Source organism: Porphyromonas bobii (assembly GCF_943169685.1).
Lineage (GTDB): Bacteria > Bacteroidota > Bacteroidia > Bacteroidales > Porphyromonadaceae > Porphyromonas > Porphyromonas pasteri.
In genome coordinates, this window is the sequence record NZ_CALPBU010000002.1 from 189,347 (window position 1) to 215,391 (window position 26,045).

The 26,045-nt window shown below is 54.2% G+C and carries 22 protein-coding genes and 2 tRNA genes; 22 read left to right on the forward strand and 2 right to left on the reverse strand.

Annotated features, from left to right (window positions below):
- The first annotated feature begins 424 nt into the window (after positions 1-424).
- The 18 genes from KO088_RS03365 to KO088_RS03450 all read left to right on the forward strand — a co-directional run bounded on the left by KO088_RS03365 (position 425) and on the right by KO088_RS03450 (position 21,095).
- Positions 425-1,042, forward strand: coding sequence for a hypothetical protein (locus KO088_RS03365; protein WP_251419765.1), 618 nt, complete (start codon positions 425-427; stop codon positions 1,040-1,042).
- A gap of 35 nt (positions 1,043-1,077) precedes the next feature.
- The gene (locus KO088_RS03370) at positions 1,078-2,163 is read left to right on the forward strand and encodes a glycosyltransferase family 4 protein (RefSeq protein WP_251419767.1); all 1,086 of its coding nucleotides are present in this window, start codon (positions 1,078-1,080) and stop codon (positions 2,161-2,163) included.
- An 11-nt stretch (positions 2,164-2,174) separates the two neighbouring features.
- Positions 2,175-3,326: a glycosyltransferase family 4 protein gene (locus KO088_RS03375; RefSeq protein WP_215493569.1), complete on the forward strand. Its 1,152-nt coding sequence runs from the start codon at positions 2,175-2,177 to the stop codon at positions 3,324-3,326.
- Between the two features lie 17 nt (positions 3,327-3,343).
- Positions 3,344-4,465 (forward strand): glycosyltransferase, encoded by a 1,122-nt coding sequence (locus KO088_RS03380; RefSeq protein WP_215493570.1) that lies wholly within the window; start codon positions 3,344-3,346, stop codon positions 4,463-4,465.
- 8 nt (positions 4,466-4,473) lie between these two features.
- Positions 4,474-5,070 carry a sugar transferase gene (locus KO088_RS03385; protein ID WP_215493571.1) on the forward strand — a complete coding sequence of 199 codons (597 nt, stop codon included), beginning with the start codon at positions 4,474-4,476 and terminating at the stop codon, positions 5,068-5,070.
- A gap of 19 nt (positions 5,071-5,089) precedes the next feature.
- The gene (locus KO088_RS03390) at positions 5,090-5,965 is read left to right on the forward strand and encodes a polysaccharide biosynthesis/export family protein (protein WP_251419769.1); all 876 of its coding nucleotides are present in this window, start codon (positions 5,090-5,092) and stop codon (positions 5,963-5,965) included.
- A gap of 12 nt (positions 5,966-5,977) precedes the next feature.
- Positions 5,978-8,368: a GumC family protein gene (locus KO088_RS03395; RefSeq protein ID WP_215493573.1), complete on the forward strand. Its 2,391-nt coding sequence runs from the start codon at positions 5,978-5,980 to the stop codon at positions 8,366-8,368.
- A gap of 119 nt (positions 8,369-8,487) precedes the next feature.
- Entirely contained in the window at positions 8,488-9,459 is a 972-nt protein-coding gene (locus tag KO088_RS03400; RefSeq protein ID WP_215493574.1) for a glycosyltransferase family 2 protein, read from the forward strand.
- A gap of 16 nt (positions 9,460-9,475) precedes the next feature.
- Complete coding sequence (locus KO088_RS03405; RefSeq protein ID WP_215493575.1) at positions 9,476-10,366, forward strand: hypothetical protein; 891 nt, start codon at positions 9,476-9,478, stop codon at positions 10,364-10,366.
- Between the two features lie 28 nt (positions 10,367-10,394).
- Entirely contained in the window at positions 10,395-10,856 is a 462-nt protein-coding gene (locus KO088_RS03410; RefSeq protein ID WP_251419771.1) for a S24/S26 family peptidase, read from the forward strand.
- Positions 10,857-11,391: 535 nt separating this feature from the next.
- Positions 11,392-13,068 carry a hypothetical protein gene (locus tag KO088_RS03415; protein WP_215493577.1) on the forward strand — a complete coding sequence of 559 codons (1,677 nt, stop codon included), beginning with the start codon at positions 11,392-11,394 and terminating at the stop codon, positions 13,066-13,068.
- 44 nt (positions 13,069-13,112) lie between these two features.
- Entirely contained in the window at positions 13,113-13,907 is a 795-nt protein-coding gene (locus KO088_RS03420; protein ID WP_215493578.1) for a hypothetical protein, read from the forward strand.
- 293 nt (positions 13,908-14,200) lie between these two features.
- Positions 14,201-15,607 carry a DUF6242 domain-containing protein gene (locus KO088_RS03425; RefSeq protein ID WP_215493579.1) on the forward strand — a complete coding sequence of 469 codons (1,407 nt, stop codon included), beginning with the start codon at positions 14,201-14,203 and terminating at the stop codon, positions 15,605-15,607.
- Positions 15,608-15,629: 22 nt separating this feature from the next.
- Positions 15,630-16,322 (forward strand): DUF6089 family protein, encoded by a 693-nt coding sequence (locus KO088_RS03430; protein WP_215493580.1) that lies wholly within the window; start codon positions 15,630-15,632, stop codon positions 16,320-16,322.
- 79 nt (positions 16,323-16,401) lie between these two features.
- Positions 16,402-17,157 (forward strand): undecaprenyl pyrophosphate synthase, encoded by a 756-nt coding sequence (gene uppS / locus KO088_RS03435; RefSeq protein ID WP_215493581.1) that lies wholly within the window; start codon positions 16,402-16,404, stop codon positions 17,155-17,157.
- 41 nt (positions 17,158-17,198) lie between these two features.
- Positions 17,199-19,919: a BamA/OMP85 family outer membrane protein gene (locus KO088_RS03440; RefSeq protein ID WP_215493582.1), complete on the forward strand. Its 2,721-nt coding sequence runs from the start codon at positions 17,199-17,201 to the stop codon at positions 19,917-19,919.
- Between the two features lie 76 nt (positions 19,920-19,995).
- Positions 19,996-20,508: an OmpH/Skp family outer membrane protein gene (locus tag KO088_RS03445; RefSeq protein WP_215493583.1), complete on the forward strand. Its 513-nt coding sequence runs from the start codon at positions 19,996-19,998 to the stop codon at positions 20,506-20,508.
- A gap of 41 nt (positions 20,509-20,549) precedes the next feature.
- Positions 20,550-21,095: an OmpH/Skp family outer membrane protein gene (locus tag KO088_RS03450; protein WP_009432614.1), complete on the forward strand. Its 546-nt coding sequence runs from the start codon at positions 20,550-20,552 to the stop codon at positions 21,093-21,095.
- A gap of 219 nt (positions 21,096-21,314) precedes the next feature.
- Here the strand turns inward: KO088_RS03450 and KO088_RS03455 are convergent.
- Positions 21,315-21,389: transfer RNA gene (locus tag KO088_RS03455), tRNA-Val, on the reverse strand.
- 45 nt (positions 21,390-21,434) lie between these two features.
- Positions 21,435-21,509 (reverse strand) — tRNA-Val (locus tag KO088_RS03460).
- 637 nt (positions 21,510-22,146) lie between these two features.
- Between KO088_RS03460 and KO088_RS03465 the strand changes: the two genes are divergently transcribed.
- The 4 genes from KO088_RS03465 (at position 22,147) to KO088_RS03480 (ending at position 25,839) form a co-directional block, all read left to right on the forward strand.
- Positions 22,147-22,287, forward strand: coding sequence for a hypothetical protein (locus tag KO088_RS03465; protein WP_215493584.1), 141 nt, complete (start codon positions 22,147-22,149; stop codon positions 22,285-22,287).
- Between the two features lie 304 nt (positions 22,288-22,591).
- Positions 22,592-22,732 carry a hypothetical protein gene (locus KO088_RS03470; protein ID WP_215493585.1) on the forward strand — a complete coding sequence of 47 codons (141 nt, stop codon included), beginning with the start codon at positions 22,592-22,594 and terminating at the stop codon, positions 22,730-22,732.
- Positions 22,733-23,160: 428 nt separating this feature from the next.
- Positions 23,161-23,301, forward strand: coding sequence for a hypothetical protein (locus KO088_RS03475; protein ID WP_215493586.1), 141 nt, complete (start codon positions 23,161-23,163; stop codon positions 23,299-23,301).
- A gap of 57 nt (positions 23,302-23,358) precedes the next feature.
- A complete protein-coding gene (locus KO088_RS03480; protein WP_215493587.1) occupies positions 23,359-25,839 on the forward strand; it encodes a hypothetical protein in 2,481 nt (826 codons plus the stop codon).
- Positions 25,840-26,045 lie beyond the last annotated feature (206 nt).

The following is a 26,045-nucleotide window of genomic DNA, read 5'->3' on the forward strand; positions in this document are numbered from 1 at the left end:
AGAAGTAAATAATACGGATGACTATAGCTATGCCAACTATATCACCACCTTCTTGGTGTGGGTATTCTCGGTCTACCCTGCGATACGGTGCATACGTATTGTCCATGGAGAGGTCACGATCCCCCGTATGGCATATTACTTAGTCGGCGTGACTGTCTTCCAGTGTGTCACGGGGTTATTGAATGATAACTTCCCCGCGATGCAGAGTTTCACAGACTCTATTGTATTTACAGCGGGTGAATTCTATGAAAGTATCGACCGAATACGATGCTTTAGTGTTGCACTCGACCCTGCTGGTGTGCGATTCTCTCTTGTTTTGGTTCTTATCTCTACGGTTATTTGTACCGATACAGAGGTGCAGAGGAGTCGGTGGACCGTATTTTCACTTCTCCTATCCTATTTTCTTATCTCTGCACTCGGAAATATGGTAGCTCGTACCACCTCTACAGGCATGGCTATGGGGCTTGTTCTCTTGCTCTTCAGGAGTAATGCGATTGGATTTAGGATTCGCAAGGAGATGGTACAGACGATAGCAACTTTTAGCTTGCTGCTAGTCTTCTTCTCTGTTGCTGGGGTTCTCCTCTACAATACCAGTGAATACTTCCGAGGACAACTGATGTTTGCCTTCGAAGGGTTCTTCAACTACTTCAATAAGGGGGAGTTCACGACGGGGTCTACGGAGGTCCTTCAGACCATGTGGCGCTGGCCAGAAGATGATAAGACCTGGATCATTGGATCGGGATGGTATGGTGGTTTCGTCTACAGTACCGACATTGGCTATTGCCGATTAATCCTCTACTCAGGGCTTATCGGCTTTGTGACGTTTGCATCGAGCTTCGTCTACTATGCCTATTACTTCGCTCGCAAGTATCCCCGCTATGTTTGGCTCTTTGTGAGCTTCTTAGCAATGACTTTCCTCGTATGGATAAAGGTGTCTACGGATATCTTGATGATTTACGTCTTCTTCTTCTGGTTCACAGCCGAAGAGAGTGATCATATTAATGGGATATTCCCCGAAGCAACACCAGAGTTATGCGAATAGTCTATTGTATCCCAGCTACCTCCAACTCAGGGGGGATGGAGCGTGTCCTGACGCGCAAGGTAAATTATCTGGTGGGGCAGGGCCATGAGCTCATTATCATTACTACAGACCAAAAGGGTGCTAAGCCTTTTTTTTCGCTTGAAGGTTCAGTCAAGCAATATGACCTCGGCATTAATTATGACGAGAACAATGGTCAAGGGATCTTGGCTAAGCTCTCGGCTTATCCCAAGAAGAAGCGTCTTCATCGTCAACGTTTGAGCGAACTCTTGGGGCAGCTCCGTGCGGATATCGTTGTCTCGATGTTTGGGGAGGATGCGACACTTCTTCCCCAGATGAAGGATGGTAGTCGCAAGGTCTTAGAATACCACTTCTCAAAGCTAAAGCGCCTACAATATGGTCGCACTGGTCTATGGCGTCTCGTTGACATCCTTCGCACAAAGCTTGACGAGCGTACGGTGAGACCTTATGATAGCTTTGTAGTATTGACTGAGGAAGATGCTGGCTACTGGGGAGCGCTGCCCAATATTCGAGTAATTCCGAATCCTCTGCCTTTTGTGTCTGAAGAGACTTCACCTTGTACCTCACACAAGGTTATTGCTGTTGGACGCTATGATTTCCAGAAGAACTTCTCTAAGTTGCTTGTTCTCTGGGGACGTATTGCACCTGCATATCCAGACTGGTCGCTTGAAATCTATGGGGATGGAGCTCTGAGACCAGAGCTTGAGTTGCAGGTGAATCGTCTCGGCCTTTCCTCGTCTGTGACGCTAGCTAAGCCAACCCATCGGATGAAGGAGGTATACCAGAGCGCATCAATCTATGCGATGACCTCTCGCTATGAGGGGCTCCCTATGGTCCTTATTGAAGCGCAGCATATGGGGCTTCCGATTGTGTCGTTTGCTTGCCCCTGTGGCCCCAAGGATGTGATTCATCCAGGAAAAGATGGCTATCTCATCTCTCAGGGAGATGATGAAGGTTTCCTTACGGCCCTCCGCCGGCTGATGGATTCGGAGACTGAGCGTGTCCGAATGGGAGCTAATGCTCGCAAGGCTTCTGCTCGCTATGACGTGGATGCCGTGATGGGGCAGTGGTTGGACCTCTTCTCATCACTTGTCCCCAATTAATCCTCTACGGTATGAAGCAGATTGTCATCTCCGCAGTCAATCTCCGCAAGGGGGGGACATTGACGATCCTCCGTCAGTGCCTCGCTTTCCTATCTGAATGGGCTCCTGCACATGGCTATCGAGTCACGGCGTTGGTGCACAAGCAGGAGCTGGCAGACTATCCCAATATCCAGTATATAGAGTTGCCTTGGGCAATTGATGGCTGGGGGAAGCGTCTCTGGTGTGAGTACGTGACTATGGGGAAAATCTCTCGAGAGCTGGGGGCAATAGACCTGTGGCTTTCCCTACACGATACGACCCCACGAGTTCAAGCTTATCGTCAGGCTGTCTACTGCCAGACCTCTTTCCCGTTCCTTCGATGGAGACTGAGAGACTTTCGCTTCGATAAGAAGATCCCACTCTTTGCGATGTTTACCCGCTTCGCCTACCAAATTGGGATTCGTCGTAATCGCTATTTGATCGTCCAGCAACAGTGGTTGAGAGAGGGCTTTAGCAAGATGTTTGGCCTTTCGGAAGATCGCTTTATAGTAGCACCACCTCAGCGAGAGCAGCTGCCCCCCAAGGAGTCTACGATTCATTCAGATGGTCATCGCTTCACATTCCTCTTTGCTGCGACTGCTGATGTGCACAAGAACTTTGAGCTACTCACCGAGGCTACTCGCATCTTGGAGCAGCGTGTCGGAGCAGAGGTTTTCCGTACAGTCCTTACTATCGATGGTACGGAGAATAAGTATGCACAGTGGCTTCACTCTACGTGGGGCAATGTGAGTAGCCTTGATTTTGCTGGATTTATGTCTCGCGATAAGCTCCAGGATACTTATGCCAGTACTGACTGCTTGGTCTTCCCTTCACGGATCGAAACTTGGGGACTCCCAATTTCGGAATTCCTTCCCTATAATCGCCCGATGCTCTTGTCGGATCTCCCATTTGCTCACGAAACAGCAGCTGGTGCTGGTGCTGTGGGATTCTTTGATCCGAGCTCTGCCGTAGCCTTGGCTGATGCTATGGAGCAAGTTCTTCGAGGTGATCATACTCAGCTAAAGCCTGTCCCACAGCGCCCCTTGCTGGCTCCTTGTGCACGATCGTGGGCAGAGCTCTTTGAGCTCCTCCTGTCGAACGATGGTGCTACCCAACCAAATAGCTTTACCCAGCCTACTCCTTAGGCACAAGATATTGTAAGATGAAAGTTCTACAACTTGGTAAGTTCTACCCCATCAAAGGTGGAGTGGAGAAGGTCATGGAGATCTTCACTGAAGGCCTTGCTGAGCGAGGCTTTGCCTCAGACATGCTCTGTGCCTCACATGATGGGGAGACGACTGATATCGTCTTCTCTGAGGAGTCGCGAATCTTTCGTACAAAGAGTCTGACAAAGCTGGCTGCGACGATGATCTCCCCCGAGATGATCTTCCGCCTTCGGCGTATCTGTTCAGAATATGATATCATCCATGTGCACCATCCCGACCCCATGGCTACTTTGGCTCTCTTCTTTTCAGGATACCGAGGGAAGGTGGTCTTACATTGGCACAGTGACATTCTAAAGCAGAAGTTCCTGCTACGCTTCTTCTCGCCTTTCCAGAGCTGGCTGATTCGTCGTGCGGACCTGATCTTGGGTACAACGCCAGTTTATGTGGAGGAGTCGCCCTTCCTTCGTAAGGTACAGGAGAAAACGTCCTTTCTCCCAATCGGCGTAGACCCTTACCCCTGGCTCTCGGATGAGATCGAAGCAATACGTGCGCAATACCCAGGTAAGAAGATTATCTTCAATATGGGACGCCTTGTTCCTTATAAGGGATACCACCATCTGATTGAGGCTATGACGTATCTTAGCGATGACTATGTCCTACTCATTGGTGGGGATGGTCCCTTGCGTGCAGAGCTTTTGGCCTTGACCGAGAAGCTTGGCTTGCAAGAGCGAGTGAAGTTCCTTGGCTTTATCTCTGATAAGCTCAAGCCAGCCTACTTTGCAGCTTGTGATATCTTCTGCCTCAGCTCTACGATCAAAACGGAGGCTTATGCCATTGTTTTGGTTGAAGCAATGTCTCTCTCTCGCCCAGTCGTGGCGACAAAGATTCCCGAATCAGGGGTTTCTTGGGTCAATGAAGATGGGGTCTCTGGGATTAATGTCCCAGTCGAGGATGCACCAGCCTTGGCAGAGGCTATCCATAAGATATGTGATGATCCAGAGCTTTGGAAGACCTATAGCAAGGGTGCTCGTCGTCGCTTCTATGACGTCTTTACTAAAGATGAGATGATCAATAGTCTGATCAATATCTATACAGAACTCCTAAATCCTTCAAAATAGATCGAGTAATGAATACTTTCGAACGCATCATCAAGCGAGCCTTTGACTTTACCTTAGCCTTGGTTTCGCTGATCTTCTTCTCCCCCCTGATCGCTCTGATCGCCCTGCTTATCAAGTGGGAAGACTCCAAGGGGGATGTCATATATCGCCAGGAGCGTATTGGCTATAAGGGTAAACCCTTCACGCTATATAAGTTCCGCTCTATGCGTATGGATGCAGAGGCGGGGAATCGTCCTCAGCTCTTCACCGATGGGGATAGCCGTCTGACGAAGGTCGGTGCCTTCATCCGTGCTCACCACCTCGATGAATTCCCTCAGCTTTGGAATGTAATCAAGGGGGAGATGTCGTTCGTCGGACCTCGCCCTGAGCGCCAGTTCTTCATTGATCAGATTATGGAGCGTAACCCTGATTACGTTCGCCTCTATACGGTACGTCCAGGGCTCTTCTCCTACGCTACCCTTTATAATGGGTACACTGACACCATTGAGAAGATGCTGGAGCGCCTGCGTCTTGACCTCAAGTATTTGGATAACTATTCGCTCTTTACGGACGTTAAGATTATCTTCCTTACAGCCTTTTCTATTATATTTGGTAAGAAATTCTGAGTAATACACCCCTATGATAATGATCAAGAGACTCTCTCATGCCTGGACACTTGCCCTCGGTGTCCTCTCGCTCTGTGCGCTCTCCTCTTGTGATTCGGCTAAGAAGACGAATTATCTGCAAGATATTGAGATCGCCAAGACCTATGGTGTCAAGCATGACACTGGCATCGTTGTACAGAAGGGCGATAAGCTACGTATCCTCGTGACGAGTATACGCAATCCTGAGCTGACGGTTCCCTTCAACACTCGTCAGACTGCTCAGGCTTCTACTCCATCCAACATCGCAGGTGGTCTCTCTCTGAACACGGCGAATGTCGCTCCTGCTGATACCAGCTCTTCCTACTTGGTTGATGCGCAGGGGAATATTCAGTTTCCTATCATCGGGAATGTTCCCGTCTTGGGGCTTAGCTTAGAGCAGGTGAGTGAAGTGATTCGTACCAAGCTCACGGCTGGTCGCTATCTCACAGATGCTCACGTCATCACAAAGTTTGCGAACCTCCGCGTTTATCTCCTTGGTGCTTTCGAGGGATTGAATCAGAGTGCTGCAAGTGCGGCTATCACCGATCGTGGTTCCTTCCACCTAGATAATGCTCAGACGAATATCCTTGAGCTTATCGCTACTGTCGGAGGGCTCTCTGAGCAGGCTGACTTCGGCAAGCTCAATGTCATTCGTCGTGTGGGTAATGAGTATGTCTACTACCGACTCGACATGCAGTCAAAGAATATCTTCGAGTCGCCCGCCTTCTACCTCCAGCAGAATGATATCATCTATGCCGAGTACCGCTATCGTAAGCGTGATACCGAGCAGAAGGTCCTCACGACCCTCGGGTATGTGACGACGGCTCTCTCGATCGCACTTTCTGCTGCCGCTCTTATTGCTCTCTTCAAGCGTTAGTCCATAAGCCCTATGTCTACACAAACGAATCGGCCAAATCAGACCGGTGAAAAGACTGCGGAGGTCAATCTGCTTGATATTTTCTTCTACCTCCTTCGATTCTGGTGGCTCTACCTCCTGAGTATCGGTGTGGTACTTGCTGTGGCTCTCTATCGCAATGCTAAGCAGCCTTACGTCTACGAGTCCTCGGTGAAGATCTTCATCAAGGATGCTTCCCAGCGTGCGATGATGGATACAGAAATGCTACGCTATGCACGCGCTGCTCGTCTCAATATGGACAATGAGCATGTACAGCTGGTATCTCGTCGCGTCCTTGAGCGTACGGTCAAGATGGCCAATGCCAACGTCTTCTATAATGTGAAGAGTGGCTTACGCACCCTTGAGCTCTACTCCGATGCTCCATTCTCGATGAAGTTTCTTGATACGACAGAGCACAAGAGCGCCTACGAGGTAGCCTTCCAAGATGCAGGTCATGTGCGTGTCACTCCTGCACACACGGGTAAGAGCCAGGTGGTGCCACTTAACGTCCCCGTGCAGCTGGGCGATGAGCGCTTCATTATTGAGCCTCATCAGAACTTCAATACCCCTTGGGAGTATAAGCACATTGAAGTTAATCGCATGCCATTCACTCAGACGGTGCGTTATTACCAGCACGCGATTCTTGTTGCTGAACCAGAGAACCGTGCATCTACGTTAACTCTCCGCCTGCAAGACCGTACGAAGAAGCGTGCTCTTGATATCCTCCTCGCTCAGGTCTCAGCCTACAACCAGGAGGAGATGGATATGCGCAACCAGGTGTCTAAGAACACCGCAGACTTCGTCAATGAGCGTCTTGCTGCTCTCGGCAAGGAGCTTGGTCTTGTCGAAGGGGATATGGAGCGCTTCCTTATGAACAACCGTACCCTTGACTTTGAAGGTAAGGTCGGTGTCTATAATTCGCGCTCACTCGAGAGCGAAGCAGAGGCCTTACAGATTGAGACCCAGCTGAAGCTCATCTCCTATATGCTCTCGGAGTTCTCCAACTCGCACCGTAAGAACGGTTACCTCCCCCTGAACGTCGGGGTACCCGATCAGGCGCTGGATGGTTATATCGCTCAGTACAACCAGCTCAAGTCGCAGCGCGATAAGCTCGTCGAAGGTGCTGGTGGTAGCACGGAGAATCCTGTCATCACCGAGTACGACAACGCACTCTCTCAGCTGCGTAAGAATGCTATCGAAAGCCTCAACCAGCAGGCTGCTGTACTGCGTATGCGCCTCAAGGATACTCAGGGTCAGCAGTCAAGCCTCCTCTCTAAGCTCCCCGAGGTATCTAACCAGGGTCGCGAAAAGGCTGATATCGACCGCCGTCTGGAGATCCGCCAGCGCCTCTATACGGAGCTGCTGAACAAGCGTGAGGAGTACGCTCTCCGTCAGGCTATGACGCAGGATAGTGCCTACGTGCTTGATATGGATGATGCTCCCTCAAAGCCCGTCAGCCCCAACACGCTGCGTGTCGCCCTTATTGCGATCCTCATAGGTCTTGTCCTTCCCTCGGTCTACCTCATCATCCGTCTGCTGGCTGACAATAAGGTGCGCTCGCGTAAGGATGTTATGGACCGCGTCTCGATTCCCTTCCTTGGTGATATCCCCAGAGAAGAGAAGCGTGGTGGCAAGAAGTCCCAGCCTCGTGGTGTGCGTGAGCAGGGTGGTGACGAAACCTCCGAGGCCTTCCGTGTCCTGCGTGAGAACATGCGCTTCATGATCGGCACCGGAGGTAAGAAGGCGAAGAAGGTTATCTTCACCTCCTTCGGGGAGTCGGCTGGTAAGTCATACGTCTCGTACAACCTCGCTCAGACACTCACCTTCGCTGGTCACAGCGTCGTCCTCGTCGACCTTGACCTCCGTAAGGGTACGCTCTCACGTCGTATCGGTCTGGCTGGTATGGGGGCTACTGAGTATCTCTCTAACCCCGACGTACGCCTTGATCAGATCCTCCACAAGGATCCCAATGCGCCGAAACTTCAGGTCATCACCTCGGGTGCGGTACCTCCTAACCCCGCTGAGCTTCTCCTCGGAGAGCGCCTCGATGAGCTGGCAGCGAAGCTCGCTGAGCAGTTTGACTTCGTCCTCTTCGACAACGTGCCCTTCGGTAGCGTAGCTGACGCAGCTATCGCCAACCGTATCGCCGACCTTACGATCTTCGTCCTGCGAGCAGGCCGCCTCGACCGCCGTGCTCTGCCCGAGCTGCAGCACCTCTATGATGAGAACATCCTGACGAATATGTCGATCGTCCTCAACGGTGCTACTGAGAGTGGTCACGGCTACGGCTATGGTTACGGCTATGGTTATGGCTACGGCTATGGCTACGGCTACGGCAACAAGAAGAAGAAAAAGGGTCTTCTGCGCCGCTTAGGCCTCCGCTAATCTTCATAAGAGCCCACCCCATCCATAAGGACGGGGGTGGGCTCTCTCATACTCCTTGCTACGCTACTCAGAGTAGCCGAAGGGTGAGCCTTAAGGCGCCCCTTCACCTATCTTATTCAATGAGTCTACCCACGCCGCTTCTCTCGGTCATAGTCCCCGTCTACAACGTAGCGCCCTACCTCGAGCAGTGCCTCGACTCGATCCTCAGCCAGTCCTACTCGGCACTGGAGGTGATCGTCGTCGATGACGGCTCTACCGATGGTAGTGGGGCGATCTGTGATACCTATGCCGAGCGTGATGCTCGTATTCGCCTCATCCATCAGGCGAATGCTGGGCTCTCCGCAGCGCGCAATGCTGCTATGGACGTGATGCGTGGGGACTTCTTCGTCTGCGTGGACTCTGACGACTGGTTGCCCGAGGATGCCCTGGAGCAGCCGATGAACGTCCTGTCGGCGAACCCGCTCATTGATATCCTCGAGCTCGGCTATACCGAGATCAACTGCCGCACGGGCGCTGAGCGCCTGGTGCTGGCTGCTGGGAGGGAGCTCTCTTCACAGGAAGCCCTCCAAAGCCTCGCAGCCCTCTCCGGTGTCATGGGGATGGCTTGGGGGAAGATCTTCCGCACCGCTACGATGGGGGCACTGCGCTTCCCAGTGGGGCGCCCCTACGAAGACACCCCCTTTATCTTTGAGGCACTTACGCGTGCTACACGCTACCGCTACCTCTCTTGGCTCGGCTACTGCTACCGCGTGGCCCGAGTGGGGAGCATCACCGAGGTCTATGACAAGCGCCTTGTCTACCTCTTTGAGAATCTCCTGGACCTCGAGGCTCCCATTGGGGCGACCTCGCCCGAGGCCCTGCCGCTCCTGCATGAGACGCTCTATCGTCGCCTCTTGATCTTCTCGCTGTGGGCTATGCGCCACGAGAAGGAGGCTCCTGGGCTTCTCGCTGCCCTTCGCCCCTACACCCGCCGCCTTCGGGGCCTTCGTTACCCTGCGGCACCCCTTGGAGAGCGCTTCCGTCGTACGCTCTTCCTCACCGCCCCTCGACTCTTCCTCGCTATGAAGCGCTATACTCCTGCTCATAGCTAATAAATTCTACATCACTATGGACGAACAACTCATCTATCGCATCGCTGAAGAGTATATCCTGCTCTATACCCCATCGGCCGAGGCTACCCGCGAACTCCTCCCTAACTACGAGCCCTTCCTGGTGCCCGAGCTTCCCGATGGCTGTGAACCACTCTTTACCTTCCGTGGGGGCGAGAGCCTCTCGTCAGACCAGCCCAAGACCCTCCTCGAAGATAAGCTCTCCGAGGGCGTACGTGCCCGTGTGTACAAGCTCATCGATGGGCAGCGCCGTCTCGAGATCGCTACGCGCCAAGGCTCCCACGCTATTGAGGTCGATCGTGACTGGAAGGAGGTGCGCTCAGATGTCTTGCTCGATGACCCCTCGGCATTCTTCTTCATCAACCGCCTGATCATGATCGCCTACGGTGTGGCTATCGCACCTAAGCATATGCTCAAGGTCCACGCTTCGGTCACTGAGCTGAATGGTCGTGCCTTGATCTTCCTCGGTGTCAGCGGCACGGGTAAGAGTACGCATAGCCGTCTGTGGCGTCAGTTCGTCCCTGGTGCGCGTCTCCTCAATGACGATGAGCCCATCGTGCGTATCATGGATGACGGTGAAGTGCGCGTCTACGGCTGCCCTTGGAGCGGAAGCACACCTTGCTATCGCAATGCTTCGGCGCGAGTCGTTGCCTTCGTCCATCTCTATCAGAGCCCCGAGAACAAGCTCACCAAGCTCCGTGGGCGTGATAGCTTCGACTCGATCTACTCCTCCTCGGCCTTCCTCCACTCGGATAAGGTCCGCCATCTGGCTACCTTCGACACTGTGGCCGACGTGCTGGAGCGTGTACCCGTTTACCGCCTCGACTGCCGTCCTGACGAAGCTGCGGTGCGCCTGACCGAAGCACTCCTCGCTCAATCCGCCTCTTAGTATGGGGCACTCTCCCCAGCCGCCATCTATGCGTCGCGAGCTGCTGATACACAACGAGCTCTTCTTCGCCGAGATCCTTAGCCGTATCGCTGAGGGCAAGCGCCCTCGTCTCCTGCCTCGTGGCTCGAGTATGCGCCCCTTCATCCGCGGGGGAAAGGATCAGATCGTCCTCTCACCTCTCACCGAAGACTCCTATCAGGTGGGGCGCGTCGTCCTGGCGCGCATCGCCCGTGGCTATCTGGTGCACCGCATCGCGCGTATCGATGGAGGCGTCTTCACCCTACGTGGCGACGGCAATCCCTACCAGCGTGAGCAGTGCACCCAGGAGGAGATCTTGGCCGAAGTGACGGCTGTCCACCGTGGCAAGCAGGTCATCGAAGTCGGGGACAAGCTCTGGTGGCGCTATGAGTACCTCTGGCCCGAAAACGATACGCTCCGCCGCATAGCACTCGCACTCTACCGCCGCACGCTCCTTCGCTGGGGCTGGTGATACGATCGCAGTCGGCTACTTGACTGCTTGCCGATAGGCTCCTATTACACGAGAGGGCCCGTAGATGATTCGCTCTACGGGCCCTCTTTATGTCTTCATTCTTAGTGCCTTTGCGCAATGGTTCCATATATAGCTATATGGGTACGTGGGTAAAGCTATATAGCTTTGTGACGTGACCTCTATTAGGTTGTTGCTCTGCGTGGGGATAAAAGTTGCGGACGAGTGGTAGATGAGTTTGGACTACGTACGTGGCTCTAATATCTACGTACGTGGATATTTGGATTTACGTACCTGGTCATTAAGACTACGTGCGTAGATAGAGAAAAACCACTATTCGTTTGGTATGCATACCACTACTCGTTTGTACCCGATACCACTATTGGTCTGACGCCGTCCGACTATTGCTCCACTTCGCTCCCTCGATAAGTCTGCTTTGTACGCCTTCGGATGAATGAGGGTAAAGCGACTGGATACTATTGCCTTGAGGGGCTCGGCTGGGCGTATTGTTTGGTGGAGAAAATCATTACCTTTGAGGATGAAGTCGTTGCTCTTCCAAACGCAAGGCTTCACACCACGCAGCACAGACTACGCTAACCTCGCAACACCGCTCCGTATGATGACCTATCATACTCCTCGTCGGCATCGCTTGCCGCTCCTTGGCCTCCTTATACTCCTTACTGCGCTACCTCTCGCGGCACAGCGTAAGCGTCGGGCTACCGCCCCTCTTCCGGCTCTCCCTGATACGGTCTATCTGCTGGATCACTATCAAGAGAGCCGGCACTGGATGAGAGATCCTGATAAGATCAGCCGCGCTAAGGCTAAGCATAATTATAAGGAGATGATTAATGCTGGGTGGGAGTTCCTCGCTCCTGCTTGGCGCGGGGTGCAGGACTCTGCGAGCTATCCCGCCTTCCGCTACTACTATGCTTCGATGGACGATGAATTACGGTCGAGTACCAATAAGCCGCGCCTTCTTGCTTTCTATGTGAAGGAGGAGCCTGTAGAGCGCTCGCAGGAATGGCTTCGTGGTGTGAAGTTTACCCCGATGAATCGCCTCGATAAGCTGGTGGACTACGAGGAGAGCGATCTCAGTCGTCTGCCTAAGCAAATCTACATTGTGCGGGTCACGGGTGGTTCTGTCCAGATGTACTCGGTGTTCCACACGGAGTGTAGCTGGACAAGTCGGTTGCATGCGGCACTCCAATCGTTGGGGTTTAGATTTACTCGGATTAACCCCGAAGGGTTGCATTCCGCAACCTTCTATTCGTATGAAGCCCCAGGGTCGGAGCGTGGTCCTTCGGTGGCTGCTTGTGAAGAAGCCTTTGCCGAGAGCCGTCGCTTGAGGGCGCATAATCTTACTGTGCCCTGGCTTAGCTACTATATATGCTATGAAGATGAGGAGTATCAGAAGCTGGATAAGTGTGATCCTGCGTACATACCGTCTCCTCCCACGGAAGAGGAATTTGCTGCGAATCGTAGGCGAAATGGCATAACATCTCTCCCTGACACGATCTATCTCCTCGACCACTACCAGCAGAGTCTGCAGTGGCGTCGCATGTCTCTGGATGAGCGTCTCGAGAGAGAACGCAAGCGTGGTCCGAAGGAGATGATTAACGCAGGGTGGGAGTTCCTTGCTCCCGCCTGGCGTGGGGTGCAGGACTCAGCGAGCTATCCCGCTTTCCGCTACTACTATGCTTCGATGGATGATGAGTTTCGCTCAAAAGTCAATAAGCCGCGCCTCCTCGCCTTCTATGTGAAGGAGGAGCCCGTGGAGCGTTCGCAGGAGTGGCTTCGTGGCGTGAAGTTTACCTCGATGAATCGCCTCGATAAGCTGGTGAATGACTACACCTATGACCTCAGGTGCCTGCCTAAGCAGATCTATATCGTGCGGGTGACAAGCGAGGGCATTCGGGTCTATCCTGTGTTCCACACGCGCTACTGTCTGGCAGATTTCTTGGGTCTTTATTACACGGCTCCTTCTGACGCCATCAACCCCGAGGCTCTGCATCCCGTACTCTTGAATGCCCGAGGCTATATCCCTTGTACGGAGGAGGTGCCCTCGGCTGTGATAGAGGAGGCTCTGAAGCAGGGTCGCCGCTTGAAGAAGTTGGGCTTGGACCTGGAGTGGCTTAGCTATTGCACGCGCAAAGACAGTGGGCGCTATCTAACAGACCTCTCCGAGTTCGGGGTAACTACAAAGGACGAGGAGTAGGGCAGGGAGCTATCCCTCCATCTCAGGAAAGAACTACTATAACTATGGTACATATTCTCAATCAAAAGGGAGCATTACTATGTGCCCTTCTGATCCTTCTTACGGCACTACCTCTTACGGCACAGCGTAAGCGTCGGGCTACCTCCCCTCTTCCAGCTCTCCCCGATACGGTCTATCTGCTGGACCACGATCAAGAGAGCCGGCACTGGATGCGCGATCCTGATAAGATCAGCCGCGCTAAGGCTAAGCATAATTATAAGGAGATGATTAACGCTGGGTGGGAGTTCCTCGCTCCCGCTTGGCGCGGTGTGCAGGACTCTGCGAGTTATCCCGCCTTCCGCTACTACTATGCTTCGATGGCTGATGAACTACGGTCGCCTGCCAACAAGTCCCGCCTTCTTGCCTTCTATGTGAAGGAGGAGCCGATGGAGCGTTCGCAAGAGTGGCTTCGCGGAGTGAAGTTTACCTCGATGAAGCTCCTCGACAAGCTGGTGAGTGACTACACCTATGACCTCAGGTGTCTACCCAAGCAGATCTATATCGTGCGGGTGACGAGCGAGGGCATTCGGGTCTATCCAGTGTTCCACACACGCTACTGTCAGTTAAATGTCTTTGGTCTCTACTATACGGCTCCTCGTGATGCCATCAACCCCGAGGCCCTGCACCCCGTGCTCTTGAATGCCCGTGGCTATATCCCTTGTACGGAGGATGTGCCCTCGGCCGTGAGTGAGGAGGCCTTGGAGCAGAGTCGTCGCTTGAAGAAGTTGGGCCTACATCTGGAGTGGCTTTCCTATCGTACGAGCAAAGAAGGTGGGCGCTATGCAGTAGACTCCGATTGAGGAGGAACGATGGAGAAAAAGGAGTAGGATACTACTCCGTGCCTTATAGGATCATCTACTGAATCCCCATCATCGGAGCGCATAGTATGTGCTTCGCTAATGGCTTTTAGCCCCTGCTGGGGCAGTGACTTAGACGCAAGTCCGTGCGCTGGATACCTGCGCGCACGAGACTTGCGTTATTCTTTATACCTTTGCGACTTAGAGTTATAGTGCAGAGTAGGCTTTAGAGTAAGACGCTCCGCATAGCTCCGATGATCCGAGCAAGTATCTTTCGCTCCATATATATAGAAGCAATGAGACGTATCACTACCCTTGTCCCCGCAGCTCTGGGCCTTCTGGCACTCACGCTCGGTACGACAAGCTGTAAGACCAAGCAGGTAGAGCTGGAGGACTTCCAGATCTACGACAACCAGATCACGGCCTTCGCCCTCTCGACCGATGAGGCTACGCTGAAGGAAGCTGTGTCTGCTATCCCCTTCGTCATCCGCAATACGGCTACTGGGGCGATCTACAATACTCAGGCGCTCCCCTATAGCAGTGCCGACTACAATGTGCACCTGCGCCTGGCGAAGGCTGCCAGCAATGCGACCGTAGAGGTCATCCTCGCTGACGGCACGACCGTAGCGTGGAAGGATGCTACGCAGACCTTCAAGAGCAGCGACCTTCTGAGGGGTATCCAGCTGCGTATCACGACGGCTGGTAGTGGCACCTCGACGAACACCTATACCTATAAGGTGACCTTCAAGCGCTATCAGCAGGATCCCCATGCTTTCGCTTGGTCAGAGGCCTCCGTGACGGGACTTCCCGCCTTCACCTCCACCTTCTCACAGGTCGAGCTCTCGGGCAATAGTGGTGCGCTCTACTACGTCAAGGCTGACGGGACGAATGCGGTGAGCAGCTTCACTACTCCTACGGGGGCTTGGACGACCTCCAGCCTCACGGGCCTCGGCTCGGGTGAGCGCCTCAGCTCGCTCCTTACCTATGGAGGCAAGCTCTACGCTACGACGAGCGGCTCGCGCCTCTATGAGGCTTCGGCACTCGGTACGGCATTCACAGCAAAGACCTTCCCCACGACGGCTACGCCTCAGACGCTCCTCGGCGGGCTCTCTGTCGATGGTAAGCCCACCCTCGCTCTCGTAGGGAAGACTGCGGCAGGTGCGACGACCTTCCTTGGCTACAACATATCTGCTGGTACGATCTCCACGATCGGAGAGACGCCCAGCTCCTCCTTCCCCACGGCTGGAAGTACGCTGAGCTATGAGCTCACCGGTAGCAGCTATGACGGCGCTGCCCTCTATGTGTCGGGTGGCCGTACGGCTGACGGCAAGGCAAGCCCCAACCTCTGGGCGACGACCAACGGTACCGCTTGGCTCATCGTCGGTGGTAAGGCTCAGGCTGGTGTCAGCGCAGTCTCACAGAGTCAGGCTTACGTCGAGTCGCAGAAGCGTATCTATCGCTTCGTCTCGACGGCATCGACGCTGGAGCTCTACATCTCGGATGACCGCGGTGCTACGTGGCAGGAGGCTCGTACGGTAGCCTTCACGGGGCTGACCCGCACGGACTTCGCTGGTTATCCCCTCGTCGCCTTCCCTTCATCGGATGGCGAGACGGTCTACCTCCTGCGTGGGGCTAAGACCGCAGGAGAGTCTGCGAAGCTCTTCGTCGGGAAGTTCGGTGGTCTGAAGACTGTCACCGAATAGTCCCACCCCGCCCCTCGGCCGTATGCTCCGCCCGCTTGGCTTAGTCCTCCTCTTGGTAGGCCTCACGGCTCGCCTCACGGCGCAGGACTATCGCTACGAACTCGGAGGGAGCGTCTCCTCAAGCTACTATCTCGGGGATATCGGACGTCGGGGACTCATAGCACCACAAGCGCCGGGGATAGCGTTAGAGCTTAGACGCCCTGTGTCGCTGCGCTGGGCGCTTATGGGGGAGCTTGCCCTAAGAGGGCTACGTGGTAAGGCGGACTATGCCGCTGATGCCTTCCCCTCATCGGCCGTAGGGAGCCGTGAGTTTCATCGCACCCTGCTGGATTTGGCTCTCGGAGGAGAGTTCAACTTCTTCCCCTACAGCGCACGCGAGCGCTACCTCGGCACACGCTCTTGGACGCCCTTCCTCGGGGCAGGTCTGGGGCTCGCAGGTGGGATGAGTGATCGTCGCCTACAGCTCTTGCCGGGTGTGTATGCCCGTCTCGGCCTGAAGCTCCGCCTCAGCACGCGCTGGGGGCTCACGGCAAGCTGGTCGCTGCGCCGCACGTTCTCCGACCGACTGGAGGGGCTGGAGCCTTCGGTAAGCTGGATGGCTGACCCCTTTGGACTCGATGGAGGTCGTAGCCTCAAGGGCCATGATAGCTACGGCTACTGGTCCGTTGGGGTGCACTACAGCCTCTCGCCACAGCGGCGGTACAGCTGTGACTAAAAGATATAGCTATATTTGTATCAGGTTAGGGGCATAGTCTCTGGCCTAATAAGACGATAAGAATAACGTGTCAACGACAATGTCCCCCCAGTCATCCGCGCCCACCACGGAGCTCCGTATCCCAGAGCACGTGGCTATCATCATGGATGGGAACGGCCGCTGGGCCAAGCAGCGTGGACTGCCCCGTACCGACGGGCACATCCGTGGTCAGGACGCTCTGAGAGCGACCCTACGCGCTGCAGCGGAGTTCGGTATCCGCTATCTGACGGTCTACGCCTTCAGTACGGAGAACTGGTCCCGCCCTCAGGAGGAGGTCGATGCCCTGATGAGCCTGCTCGTCTCGGCGATTCACTCCGAGACCCCAAGTCTCATCGAGGAAGGGGTGCGTCTGGAGGCCATTGGCAATCTTAGTCGTCTACCCGAGGCCGCTCAGCAGGCCCTCCGCGAGAGTATCCAGGCGACGGCTGCCTGTGAGCGCATCACGCTCATCGTGGCCCTCAGCTATTCCTCGCGCGACGAGATCCTGCGTGCCACCACCCAGATAGCCCGTGAGGTCGCCGAAGGTCGCCTCTCGGCAGACAGCCTTACCGAGGAGACCATCTCCGCTCACCTCGACACGGCTGCCTTCCCTGATCCCGACCTCCTGATCCGTACGGGCGGCGAGGAGCGTATCAGCAACTACCTGCTTTGGCAGGCCGCCTATGCCGAGCTCTTCTTCTCCTCGGTCTACTGGCCCGACTTCGGCCGTGAGGCCCTGCGTGAAGCCCTTGAGGCTTACACGGCACGTGAGCGCCGCTTTGGCAAGACAAGCGAACAAATACAACTGGAGGATTAGCCTTCGCTAAGGCCACTCCAGCACGACGATAATAAGATCCTATGCAGAGAATCCCCGCACTCCTACTCCTTGCCGCACTCCTGTCGGCAGGTGCAGTGGAAGCCGCACCCCATACCGCCCCTCAGCTGGCCGCTGACACGACGAAGACCACTTCGTCGGTCGTCATCGCGCCCTCCATCAGCTACGAGCGCCCCGTGACGAAGACCATCGCTGAGGTCAAGATCACGGGCTCGACGAGCTATGATGACTTCGTCCTGAGCAGCCTCTCTGGCCTCAACGTGGGGGACGAGATCCAGATCCCAGGGGCCGCACTGACCTCTGCGGTGAACCGCTTCCTCCAGTCGGGTTACTTCTCCAATGTCCGTGTCCTCATCAATAAGTACGAGGGGGATAAGGTCTTCCTGGAGATCGCCCTGACCGAGCGTCCACGTCTCTCTGAGGCTACCTTCACGGGCGTCTCTAAGGGGGATCGTGAGGAGCTCGAGAAGCGCACGGGCCTGAAGAAGGGGGCACTCATCTCTCCCAACACCCTCGACCGTGCCCGCCAGCTCGTCAAGAAGTACTACGATGAGAAGGGCTTCCGTGACATGAAGATGACGATACGTGAGACCGAGGCTCCTGGCCAGCCTGGCTATGTGAACCTCACCCTCGACATCGACCGTAGCGGTAAGACCAAGGTGCGTGACATTTACTTCGAGGGGAATCACTCCCTCACGGACTACCAGCTGCGTATGGCGATGGGGAAGACGAACGAAGGCTTCGCACTCTCGCGTGGCCGTGGTCTGTCTTCGCTGCTGAAGATCTTCAAGCAAAAGAAGTTCGTCGACGCAGACTACAAGGAGGACTTGCAGAACCTCATCAAGCGCTACCAGGCTGCGGGCTATCGTGACGCCGAGCTGGTGAGCGATAGTATCGTACCCGTCCCAGGTACCCGTAAGGTAGACATCTACCTCAAGGTCAACGAAGGGCAGAAGTACTATATCAAGGATATCCGCTTCGTCGGGAACACGAAGTACCCCTCCGAGCTGCTCTCGCAGCTTCTGGCTATCCGCCCAGGGGATGTCTACGACCAGAAGCGCCTCGAGAACCGTCTCTCCGTAGATGAGGATGCTGTCAGCAACCTCTACTATAATAATGGCTATATCTTCGCTGGTGTCGATCCCGTGGAGACTAACATCGTGGGCGACTCTGTCTCCCTCGAAGTGCGCGTCACCGAAGGGCCTCAGGCGACCATCGATAAGGTGAAGATCCGCGGTAATGACATCGTCTATGAAGATGTCGTGCGCCGTGAGCTCTACACGAAGCCTGGTGTGCTCTTCAGTAAGGAGGACCTTATGAACTCCTTCCGTATCCTCAACCAGCTCGGTCACTTCGACGCGGAGAAGTCCGTGCCTAAGCCCGTGCCCAATCCTCAGAGCGGTACGGTGGACATCGAGTACGACCTCACGCCTAAGAGCAATGACCAGCTGAACCTCTCTATCGGTTGGAGCCAGACGGGTATCATCGGGTCGATCGGCTTTACCTTCACGAACTTCTCGATCCAGAACCTCTTCCGCCCCAGCATGTACAAGGGGATCATCCCTCAGGGGGACGGTCAGAAGCTCTCGATCAACGGTCAGACGAATGCCCGCTACTACAATCAGATCAGCGTCTCCTTCAGTGACCCTTGGTTTGGTGGTAAGCGCCCGAACCTCCTCTCGGTAAGTGCCTTCTACTCACGTATGACGGCTATCAACCAGCGCTACTATTCAGGTCAGGCTCGCAACTACTACGGCGCGGGCTACTACAATCCCTATTATAGTGGCTACGGCTATGGTGGCTATGGCAATTACTACGATCAGACGCGTCAGGCTCAGAGCTCGCTCTACGAAGACTCCTACGACTCGGATAAGTTGCTCAGCATCCTCGGTCTGACCATCGCAAATGGTCGCCGTCTGAACTGGCCCGACAACTGGTTCCAGCTCACAGCGTCGCTGAACTTCACCCACTACCGACTCAATAACTGGACGTACAACACCTTCCAGAACTACCACCAGGGCTCGGCTAATGACCTCAACCTGGAGCTCCGTATCGACCGCAACTCCGTGGACAACCCCGTCTACACGCGTCGTGGCTCGGACTTCTCCTTCTCGGTCAGCTTCACGCCTCCCTACTCGCTCTTCGATAAGAAGGACTACTCCGATCCGTCTCTTCCCCTCTCGGATAGATACCGCTTCCTGGAGTATCACAAGTGGAAGTACTCTGGTAAGGTCTTCCTGCCGCTTATGAACCCCACGACTGTCAAGCGTACTCCTGTCTTGATGGCACGCGTCGAGGGCGGTATCATCAATAGCTACAACAAGTACAAGCGCTCGCCCTTCGGTGCCTATTATATGGGTGGTGATATGATGTCTGGCTCTATGGGCAACTATATGAACGAGACCATCGGGCTGCGCGGGTATAAGAACGGCTCCATCGCTGGGGCTAACTACGACTACGCCTACTCGTATATGAAGGCTTCGCTCGAGCTCCGCTATCCGCTGATCTTCGAGCAGTCGACTACCGTTTGGGTCCTCGGCTTTGCTGAGGCAGGGAATGCTTGGTCGGATATCAGCCGCTACAATCCCTTCGACCTCAAGCGCTCGGCTGGTGTCGGTGTGCGCGTCATGATGCCTATGATCGGGCTCCTCGGGCTTGACTGGGGCTATGGCTTCGACCGACCCAATGGCTACAATGAGCGTGGCGGTAGCAACATCCACTTTGTCCTCGGGCGTGACCTGTAGTGGCATAAGTCAAGGCCTCGGTGCGTAGAGCCTACGCGCCGAGGTGATGTCTCACACTAAATCCTAAGATTGCAGTATGAAGAAGATTCTTTTCCTTCTGGCCCTGCTCCTGCTCCCTCTCGGAGCTGCCGAGGCCCAGAAGATCGCACTCGTCGATATGGAGTACATCCTCAAGAAAGACCCCTCGTATGCGGTGATGAACCGCCAGATCGAAGACCTGTCGAAGAAGTGGCAGGCTGAGGTCGCTGGCTACGAGAAGAAAGCCGAGCAGGCCTACCAGTCTTATCAGAGCGAGGCTGCTCTGCTCTCTGCCCAGCAGAAGAAGCAGCGCGAAGAGTCTATCGTGGCGCTCGAGAAGCAGGCCTATGAGCTCAAGCGTAAGTACTTCGGTCCCGAAGGGGAGCTCTTCAAGAAGCGCGAGTCGCTGATGAAGCCCATTCAGGATCGCGTATGGGCCGCTATGAAGGAGCTCGCTCGTCGCGGTGGCCTCCAGCTCATCATCGACCGCTCCTCCTCTAAGATCGTCTACGCTGACCCAGGTCTGGATATCAGCGAAGCAGTCGTCTCGACCCTCGGTCTTGACCGATAGTAATAGTCAAATCAACTAATTAAACGTAATAACCCAAGACAATGAAGAAGTTCCTCATTTCCCTCCTCCTGATGCTCCCTCTGGCATTCTCGGCTAACGCTCAGCAGAAGATCGGTGTCGTCAATACCGCTGCCATCATGGAAGCCCTGCCCGATGTCAAGGCTGCTACCACGAAGATCCAGGATCTCGCTAAGCAGTACGACTCTGAGATCAAGCGTATGCAGGATGAGCTGAAGGTGAAGCTCGAAGCTTATCAGAAGGAAGAAGCCTCTATGACCGACGTCATCAAGAAGCGCCGTCAGCAGGAGCTCCAGGAGATGGAGTCTCGCACGCAGAATAGCTATCAGATGATGCAGGAAGAGATCCAGAAGGAGCAGGAAAAGCTCATGGCTCCTATCCGCACGAAGGTCACCACGGCTATCAACAAGGTTTGTGAAGCCAACGGCTGCGCTTACATCTTTGAGTCGGGTGCCCTCCTCGCTATGGGAAGCAGCGCTCTCGACCTGACGCAGGCTGTCAAGGATGCGCTCGGCATCAAGGCTACGGCTGCAGCTGCTGCCGCTCCTAAGGCTACGGGCCGCAAGTAATCAGCGTCGTCGCTGAGCGCTCCAGCGCTTCAGTGATAGACAAGTAATAAGCCCCAGGCACTCGCGATGAGTGTCTGGGGCTTGCTCTTTGTGTGGGGTGGGGGAGAAGGCGTGCAGTGCAGGAGTGCGCCCTCACGTGGGGATAAAAAGTGAGCGACGATCGCCTCTCGGTGATCGCCGCTCTTGCAGATTGATTCACATCATTGGATGTTCCTTAGGTGGGCCCAATAGGATTCGAACCTATGACCCCCTGCTTGTAAGGCAGGTGCTCTAAACCAGCTGAGCTATAGGCCCTAAGTGCTGTGCGTGAGGTGTGCTCCTTCCCGATCCCCAGCGGTGTGGGCCCAATAGGATTCGAACCTATGACCCCCTGCTTGTAAGGCAGGTGCTCTAAACCAGCTGAGCTATAGGCCCGCTTGGGGTTTAGGAGGACGGAGCTGTCCTTTTTGCTCGGCAAAGTTATGAATTATTTTTGATAGAGCCAAGTCCCTCGTTTCGCCGCGCTATGAAGTGCGCCTTCATCGCAGCGCTGCTTGGCAGGGTGCAAGGCATTTTCCTCCCCTGGTTTGCTGGCTCCTATCGTGGCAGTAGAGGGGGCTGTGATACAGCTGCCTATAAGCCTTTGCTCGGTGTAGGGGAGCGAATTCGTATAAGGAGGGATGAGTAACCAGTACTGGTTAGCGTCGTGACCAGTAGTGGTCAGCGTTGCGACCAGTACTGGTTGATATAGGTGACCAGTACTGCTCCGATCGGTGATCAGTACTGGTCACTTTTCATCCCTCACGAAGGTGTGCTCCTGGCGGGTGTGAGGAGAGGAGGGAGCTGTGTGCAGGAGGTGCGTCCCTCTCTGTCTGAGAAGGGGGCGGTCTGATGGACAGGGGGGGCAAGGAGTGGTGCTATGATATTGGTTTTCATTATATTTGTGCGAATATTCGCCATGGGAGGAGTTCGTGCCCTTCGAGCACTCCGCCATTGCCTCTAAGCCGTGTCGTTCACCTTTGCATGGGCATCACCAGCGCACCTCCCTATTGTTTTAATCTCATTGTGATGTATGAATACACCCACGAGCAAGCTTCACTACGAAGCCCCGTCGGCCGACTGCTTTAAGCTGAGCTCTCCGCCATTGGACCTCTGCATACAGTTCTCGGGTGACGCCGACTTCGAAGACTTTGAGGAAGGGGATCCCCTTTAGTAGCCCCCCTTCTCCAGGCGTGCGACAGGTGCGCCTGATTGATGACTAGCCCCCTTTGCCTCGGGATAACCCGGGCGAAGGGGGCTAGTCAATTGTTAGAATGTGTGTATCTTTTTATCATTCTATAGATAGAAATAATTGCTCAGATACCCGACTTTGATTATCTTTGCGTCCGGTTAATTTACAAGATGTATCCTCTCCATGGTCCTCGAGGCACCGCTTTTGTGATTGAAATGGTGCTATTTATCTGGGCACTTGGAGGCTTAAGGAGCCACTCTTTGATTGAAAGAATATAATTATAGTTATGAATAGAATCGATTCAAAGCTTCAGTATGAAGCACCCGCTGCTGAGGAATTTGAGCTCAGCTCTGCTCCCGTGAATATCTGCATCCAGTTCTCTGGTGACGCAGATTTCGAAGACTTCGAAGAAGGAGAAGCCCTCTAAGGGCCCTCTTTTCCTCGATGGATAAAAGCAGCGAAGGCACGATAAGTTAGCTCTCATCGCAGAGCCCTTCAGATATTGAGGCGCTGCAGAGTCATCCGACTCTGCAGCGTCTCGTTTTTACACTTTGCTCTTGGTGATGGTGGGCTTTTCTTGGGAGGTATATGGCTGATCTGTAATATGTATGTGGGGTGTTGAGGTGCTGGAAGGTGCGTATATAAAAGGGCTTCTGAAAGAATTTTATTAATAGTCGTGTGAATAATTGTTCATGTATAACGCTTTGATTATCTTTGCAACGCAATTACAAGGGAGGGTATTTCCTCATTGGCACTTTGGTGTCGCGCTCTTGCCTTTTAAGCGCTGCCATTTATCCAAGCACAAGAGAGTTTTAGGGCTCTCTCCCTTCCGCCCAAACAGTATTAATTTATAGTATGAATAGAATTGACTTCAAGCTTCCCTACGAAGCGCCTATCGCTGAAAGCTTCACGCTCAGCGCTGCTCCTATGAATATCTGTGTCCAGTTCTCAGGTGATGCAGATTTCGAAGACTTTGAAGAAGGCGAAGCTCTCTAAGCTCCTCTTCTCAGAGTCCCTCTATTATTTCTACTCCGGAACATTAACAAGAATTCAATGAAGCTTAATTTACTCAAGTGCTCTGCCCTCCTTTGCGGGCTCTTCCTCCTCGGCTCTTGCGCCCAGGAAGCCCCCCAGGCAGACAACAAGACGCAGCTCGAAGACGGCCCTCGCGTAGCCGTACCCATCGAGCTCGAGGTATCCGTTGATGCCTTTGATGCCCCCAAGTCCCTTGATCAGGAAGCGCGCGCCTATACAGGCGTCAAGACCCCTATCACGGTCAAGGATGGTAGCAAGAAGGAACTCAATGACGACCTCTCCGACTCCTCTGTAGCTCAGAAGGTGCTTACGCGCTCACGTGCTAAGTTCATCGAGAAGAATCCTACCCTCGACGCTGTCGTCAAGATTGACGTTAAGCCAGCGGGCTCCGCTACCAAGACCTATATCGGTCAGGCTAAGATGGAATACAGTCCTACGAAGGATAAGTACACCTTTGGTGGTGATATCGAAATCCCTCAGGCGGTGGTCACTCAGGCGCAGGCCTCTGGTGCGACGACCACTATCACGCTCTATGCGGGTGGTGAGTACGATGAGGCGAATAAGACCTTCAAGCTCTCGTCTGTAATGGAAGAGGTGAGCCTCAGGGATCTTGCCACGACTCCTATCGAGCTGCCTATCCTCTATAAGTCTGAGCCCGTTGCCTTCAAGGTGGTGAACGGTGCTCTTAAGCCTGACAATAGCTCGTCTGTCGGGACGCTCAAGCCCCTTGGCTCGCTCCTCCTGGTGACCTTCCGCAACAACATGCAGCAGACGGTTACCTTCGATGGGATCACCGCGGTGTCCAACTCCTTCTTCGGGCCTAACAACGAAAATAAGACCGTATCCTATAGTATCGAGAGTGGTGCCTTCTCCAATACGGTTGGCTATAAGAGCTCCTATGTGAAGTCTTCGAATGGTGGCTCAGACTACACGTACTTCTTCAAGGACTTCTCTTCCAGCTTCTCTGTCCCCGCTGGTGGCGCGCGCTCTGACAAGGCATTTGTCTTCTGGGGCTTCCATACGGGGGGGAGTACAGCAGTCTCACCTTCTAACAAGCTGACGGCTGCTAATGGTAGTGCTATGGAGGCCAACGCCTTTGCTCCCTCGACCTCTGTCCTGCACGTCTACGGGCAGAACGTCAAGGTGGGTGGTCAGACGCCTTCACGTCCTAACTATAGCATCGCGCCTATCGGTGGAGCCAACCTCACGCCTGAGAGCGGTAAGGCCTACACGCTGAACTGCGAGTTCTACGAGCAGCCCCGTCAGATGCTGGGCTACTTCGCTAAGGGTTATGTCTACAAGGAAAATGATGCGACGTGGAAGGACTATAACTTCGATGGTGGTGGCTCCAATGACCCAAGTCTCTATCTGAAGAAGAGTCCAAGTAATGGTACTGGCTTCAAGAATAAAGGTAAGGATGACCGCAAGACGACTGCAGATAACATCCTCCTTGTTAACTCTGCTCAGGCTGCTGAGGCACGTGTCGCAAACGGTGGAGTGACGACTGCTAAGGGGAAGATGTACCTACCCAATGAAGACTGGCTCAACCTCATTGGACTGAATCGTCCTCTCGAGTTTGAGAAGCCTAAGAATGATCTGCGCTATAAGGAGCTTGCAGGCTTCACGCCATCCTATCGCGGTCAGGTAGTCCCAGCACAGCTTCCCTACAAGGATGATGCAAGTGCATCGACCCCCTTCCAGTCTAAGGGCTTCGTCTATGCGGACTACCATGTCGCAAGCCAGACGCTACCAGAGAATGGTCTTGGCACCGTCTATCGCCAGCTCTATATGGAGCCCCGCAATAGCAAGGGATACCAGCCTCGCAGTAAGTACCAGACGATCATGCGTGTCATGACGACGGGTAGCACGATCTATGTCGAGGATGATAGTCCCCAGCGAGGTGGCGATAATATCTATCCCAGTACGCTGACGATGGAGTCGCTCTACGTCGGTAAGTACTTCGTCGGTAATGTCATGACAGCTCCCCTGTATGTCACACGTGGTGCATCGCAGCCCTTCCTCTATGCCGAGGATGGGAATAGCTTCTGGCAGAAGCCCGAGGTCGTTCGTGACCGTGTCGACCGCGCGCTGCTCAATGTCCCCACCTTCGACTACAATCAGATCAGCGAAGAGGAGATACTGCTGGACGCGGGTAAGGATGACTTTAAGATCAAGACCAAGGCTGCACCTCTGATGAATCACTGGTGTGATGCTCCGCAGAACGTATGGATGGGGAAGGTCCTTGGTCAGAGAGACTATTATCCACTGATTAACTTAATGATCAATGATTACTTCCCCACAGACCGAGAGCGAACGACTAATCGTATCTATGGATTCGCTGATACTAAGGGTGGTATTTGGGTGATCACACCACGTTCCAAGACCTCAAGCGAGTACAAGATTGTCAGTGGTCGTCTGCGTACCTATACCTATCAGGTGCTTCGCCCCTACTCTACGAAGTATCAGGGTAACGACGGCTTCCGTAACAACAACAACTAAGCTCTCTTCGTAGAGTCCCTCTTATCATCGAGGCGCTGCCGAGTCATCCGACTCCGCAGCGCCTCGACTGCTTATATCCATCGCCTCAGCTATACTGGCCCGAGGTGGACTGATGCTGTGGTATGCTTGACTTCACGCCCAGATGGATCATCCTAAGAGTAGGGGTGTAGAGCCTGCAAGTCTCAAGGGATTGATGATGTGTGAAT

What these genes read in the sequence shown, in the direction of transcription:
- KO088_RS03365 (WP_251419765.1), top strand. Translation starts at nt 425, where the DNA reads ATGGTAGCTCGTACCACCTCTACAGGCATGGCTATGGGGCTTGTTCTC.
- KO088_RS03370 (WP_251419767.1), top strand. Translation starts at nt 1,078, where the DNA reads ATGGAGCGTGTCCTGACGCGCAAGGTAAATTATCTGGTGGGGCAGGGC.
- KO088_RS03375 (WP_215493569.1), top strand. Translation starts at nt 2,175, where the DNA reads ATGAAGCAGATTGTCATCTCCGCAGTCAATCTCCGCAAGGGGGGGACA.
- KO088_RS03380 (WP_215493570.1), top strand. Translation starts at nt 3,344, where the DNA reads ATGAAAGTTCTACAACTTGGTAAGTTCTACCCCATCAAAGGTGGAGTG.
- KO088_RS03385 (WP_215493571.1), top strand. Translation starts at nt 4,474, where the DNA reads ATGAATACTTTCGAACGCATCATCAAGCGAGCCTTTGACTTTACCTTA.
- KO088_RS03390 (WP_251419769.1), top strand. Translation starts at nt 5,090, where the DNA reads ATGATCAAGAGACTCTCTCATGCCTGGACACTTGCCCTCGGTGTCCTC.
- KO088_RS03395 (WP_215493573.1), top strand. Translation starts at nt 5,978, where the DNA reads ATGTCTACACAAACGAATCGGCCAAATCAGACCGGTGAAAAGACTGCG.
- KO088_RS03400 (WP_215493574.1), top strand. Translation starts at nt 8,488, where the DNA reads ATGAGTCTACCCACGCCGCTTCTCTCGGTCATAGTCCCCGTCTACAAC.
- KO088_RS03405 (WP_215493575.1), top strand. Translation starts at nt 9,476, where the DNA reads ATGGACGAACAACTCATCTATCGCATCGCTGAAGAGTATATCCTGCTC.
- KO088_RS03410 (WP_251419771.1), top strand. Translation starts at nt 10,395, where the DNA reads ATGCGTCGCGAGCTGCTGATACACAACGAGCTCTTCTTCGCCGAGATC.
- KO088_RS03415 (WP_215493577.1), top strand. Translation starts at nt 11,392, where the DNA reads ATGAAGTCGTTGCTCTTCCAAACGCAAGGCTTCACACCACGCAGCACA.
- KO088_RS03420 (WP_215493578.1), top strand. Translation starts at nt 13,113, where the DNA reads ATGGTACATATTCTCAATCAAAAGGGAGCATTACTATGTGCCCTTCTG.
- KO088_RS03425 (WP_215493579.1), top strand. Translation starts at nt 14,201, where the DNA reads ATGAGACGTATCACTACCCTTGTCCCCGCAGCTCTGGGCCTTCTGGCA.
- KO088_RS03430 (WP_215493580.1), top strand. Translation starts at nt 15,630, where the DNA reads ATGCTCCGCCCGCTTGGCTTAGTCCTCCTCTTGGTAGGCCTCACGGCT.
- uppS (WP_215493581.1), top strand. Translation starts at nt 16,402, where the DNA reads ATGTCCCCCCAGTCATCCGCGCCCACCACGGAGCTCCGTATCCCAGAG.
- KO088_RS03440 (WP_215493582.1), top strand. Translation starts at nt 17,199, where the DNA reads ATGCAGAGAATCCCCGCACTCCTACTCCTTGCCGCACTCCTGTCGGCA.
- KO088_RS03445 (WP_215493583.1), top strand. Translation starts at nt 19,996, where the DNA reads ATGAAGAAGATTCTTTTCCTTCTGGCCCTGCTCCTGCTCCCTCTCGGA.
- KO088_RS03450 (WP_009432614.1), top strand. Translation starts at nt 20,550, where the DNA reads ATGAAGAAGTTCCTCATTTCCCTCCTCCTGATGCTCCCTCTGGCATTC.
- KO088_RS03465 (WP_215493584.1), top strand. Translation starts at nt 22,147, where the DNA reads ATGAATACACCCACGAGCAAGCTTCACTACGAAGCCCCGTCGGCCGAC.
- KO088_RS03470 (WP_215493585.1), top strand. Translation starts at nt 22,592, where the DNA reads ATGAATAGAATCGATTCAAAGCTTCAGTATGAAGCACCCGCTGCTGAG.
- KO088_RS03475 (WP_215493586.1), top strand. Translation starts at nt 23,161, where the DNA reads ATGAATAGAATTGACTTCAAGCTTCCCTACGAAGCGCCTATCGCTGAA.
- KO088_RS03480 (WP_215493587.1), top strand. Translation starts at nt 23,359, where the DNA reads ATGAAGCTTAATTTACTCAAGTGCTCTGCCCTCCTTTGCGGGCTCTTC.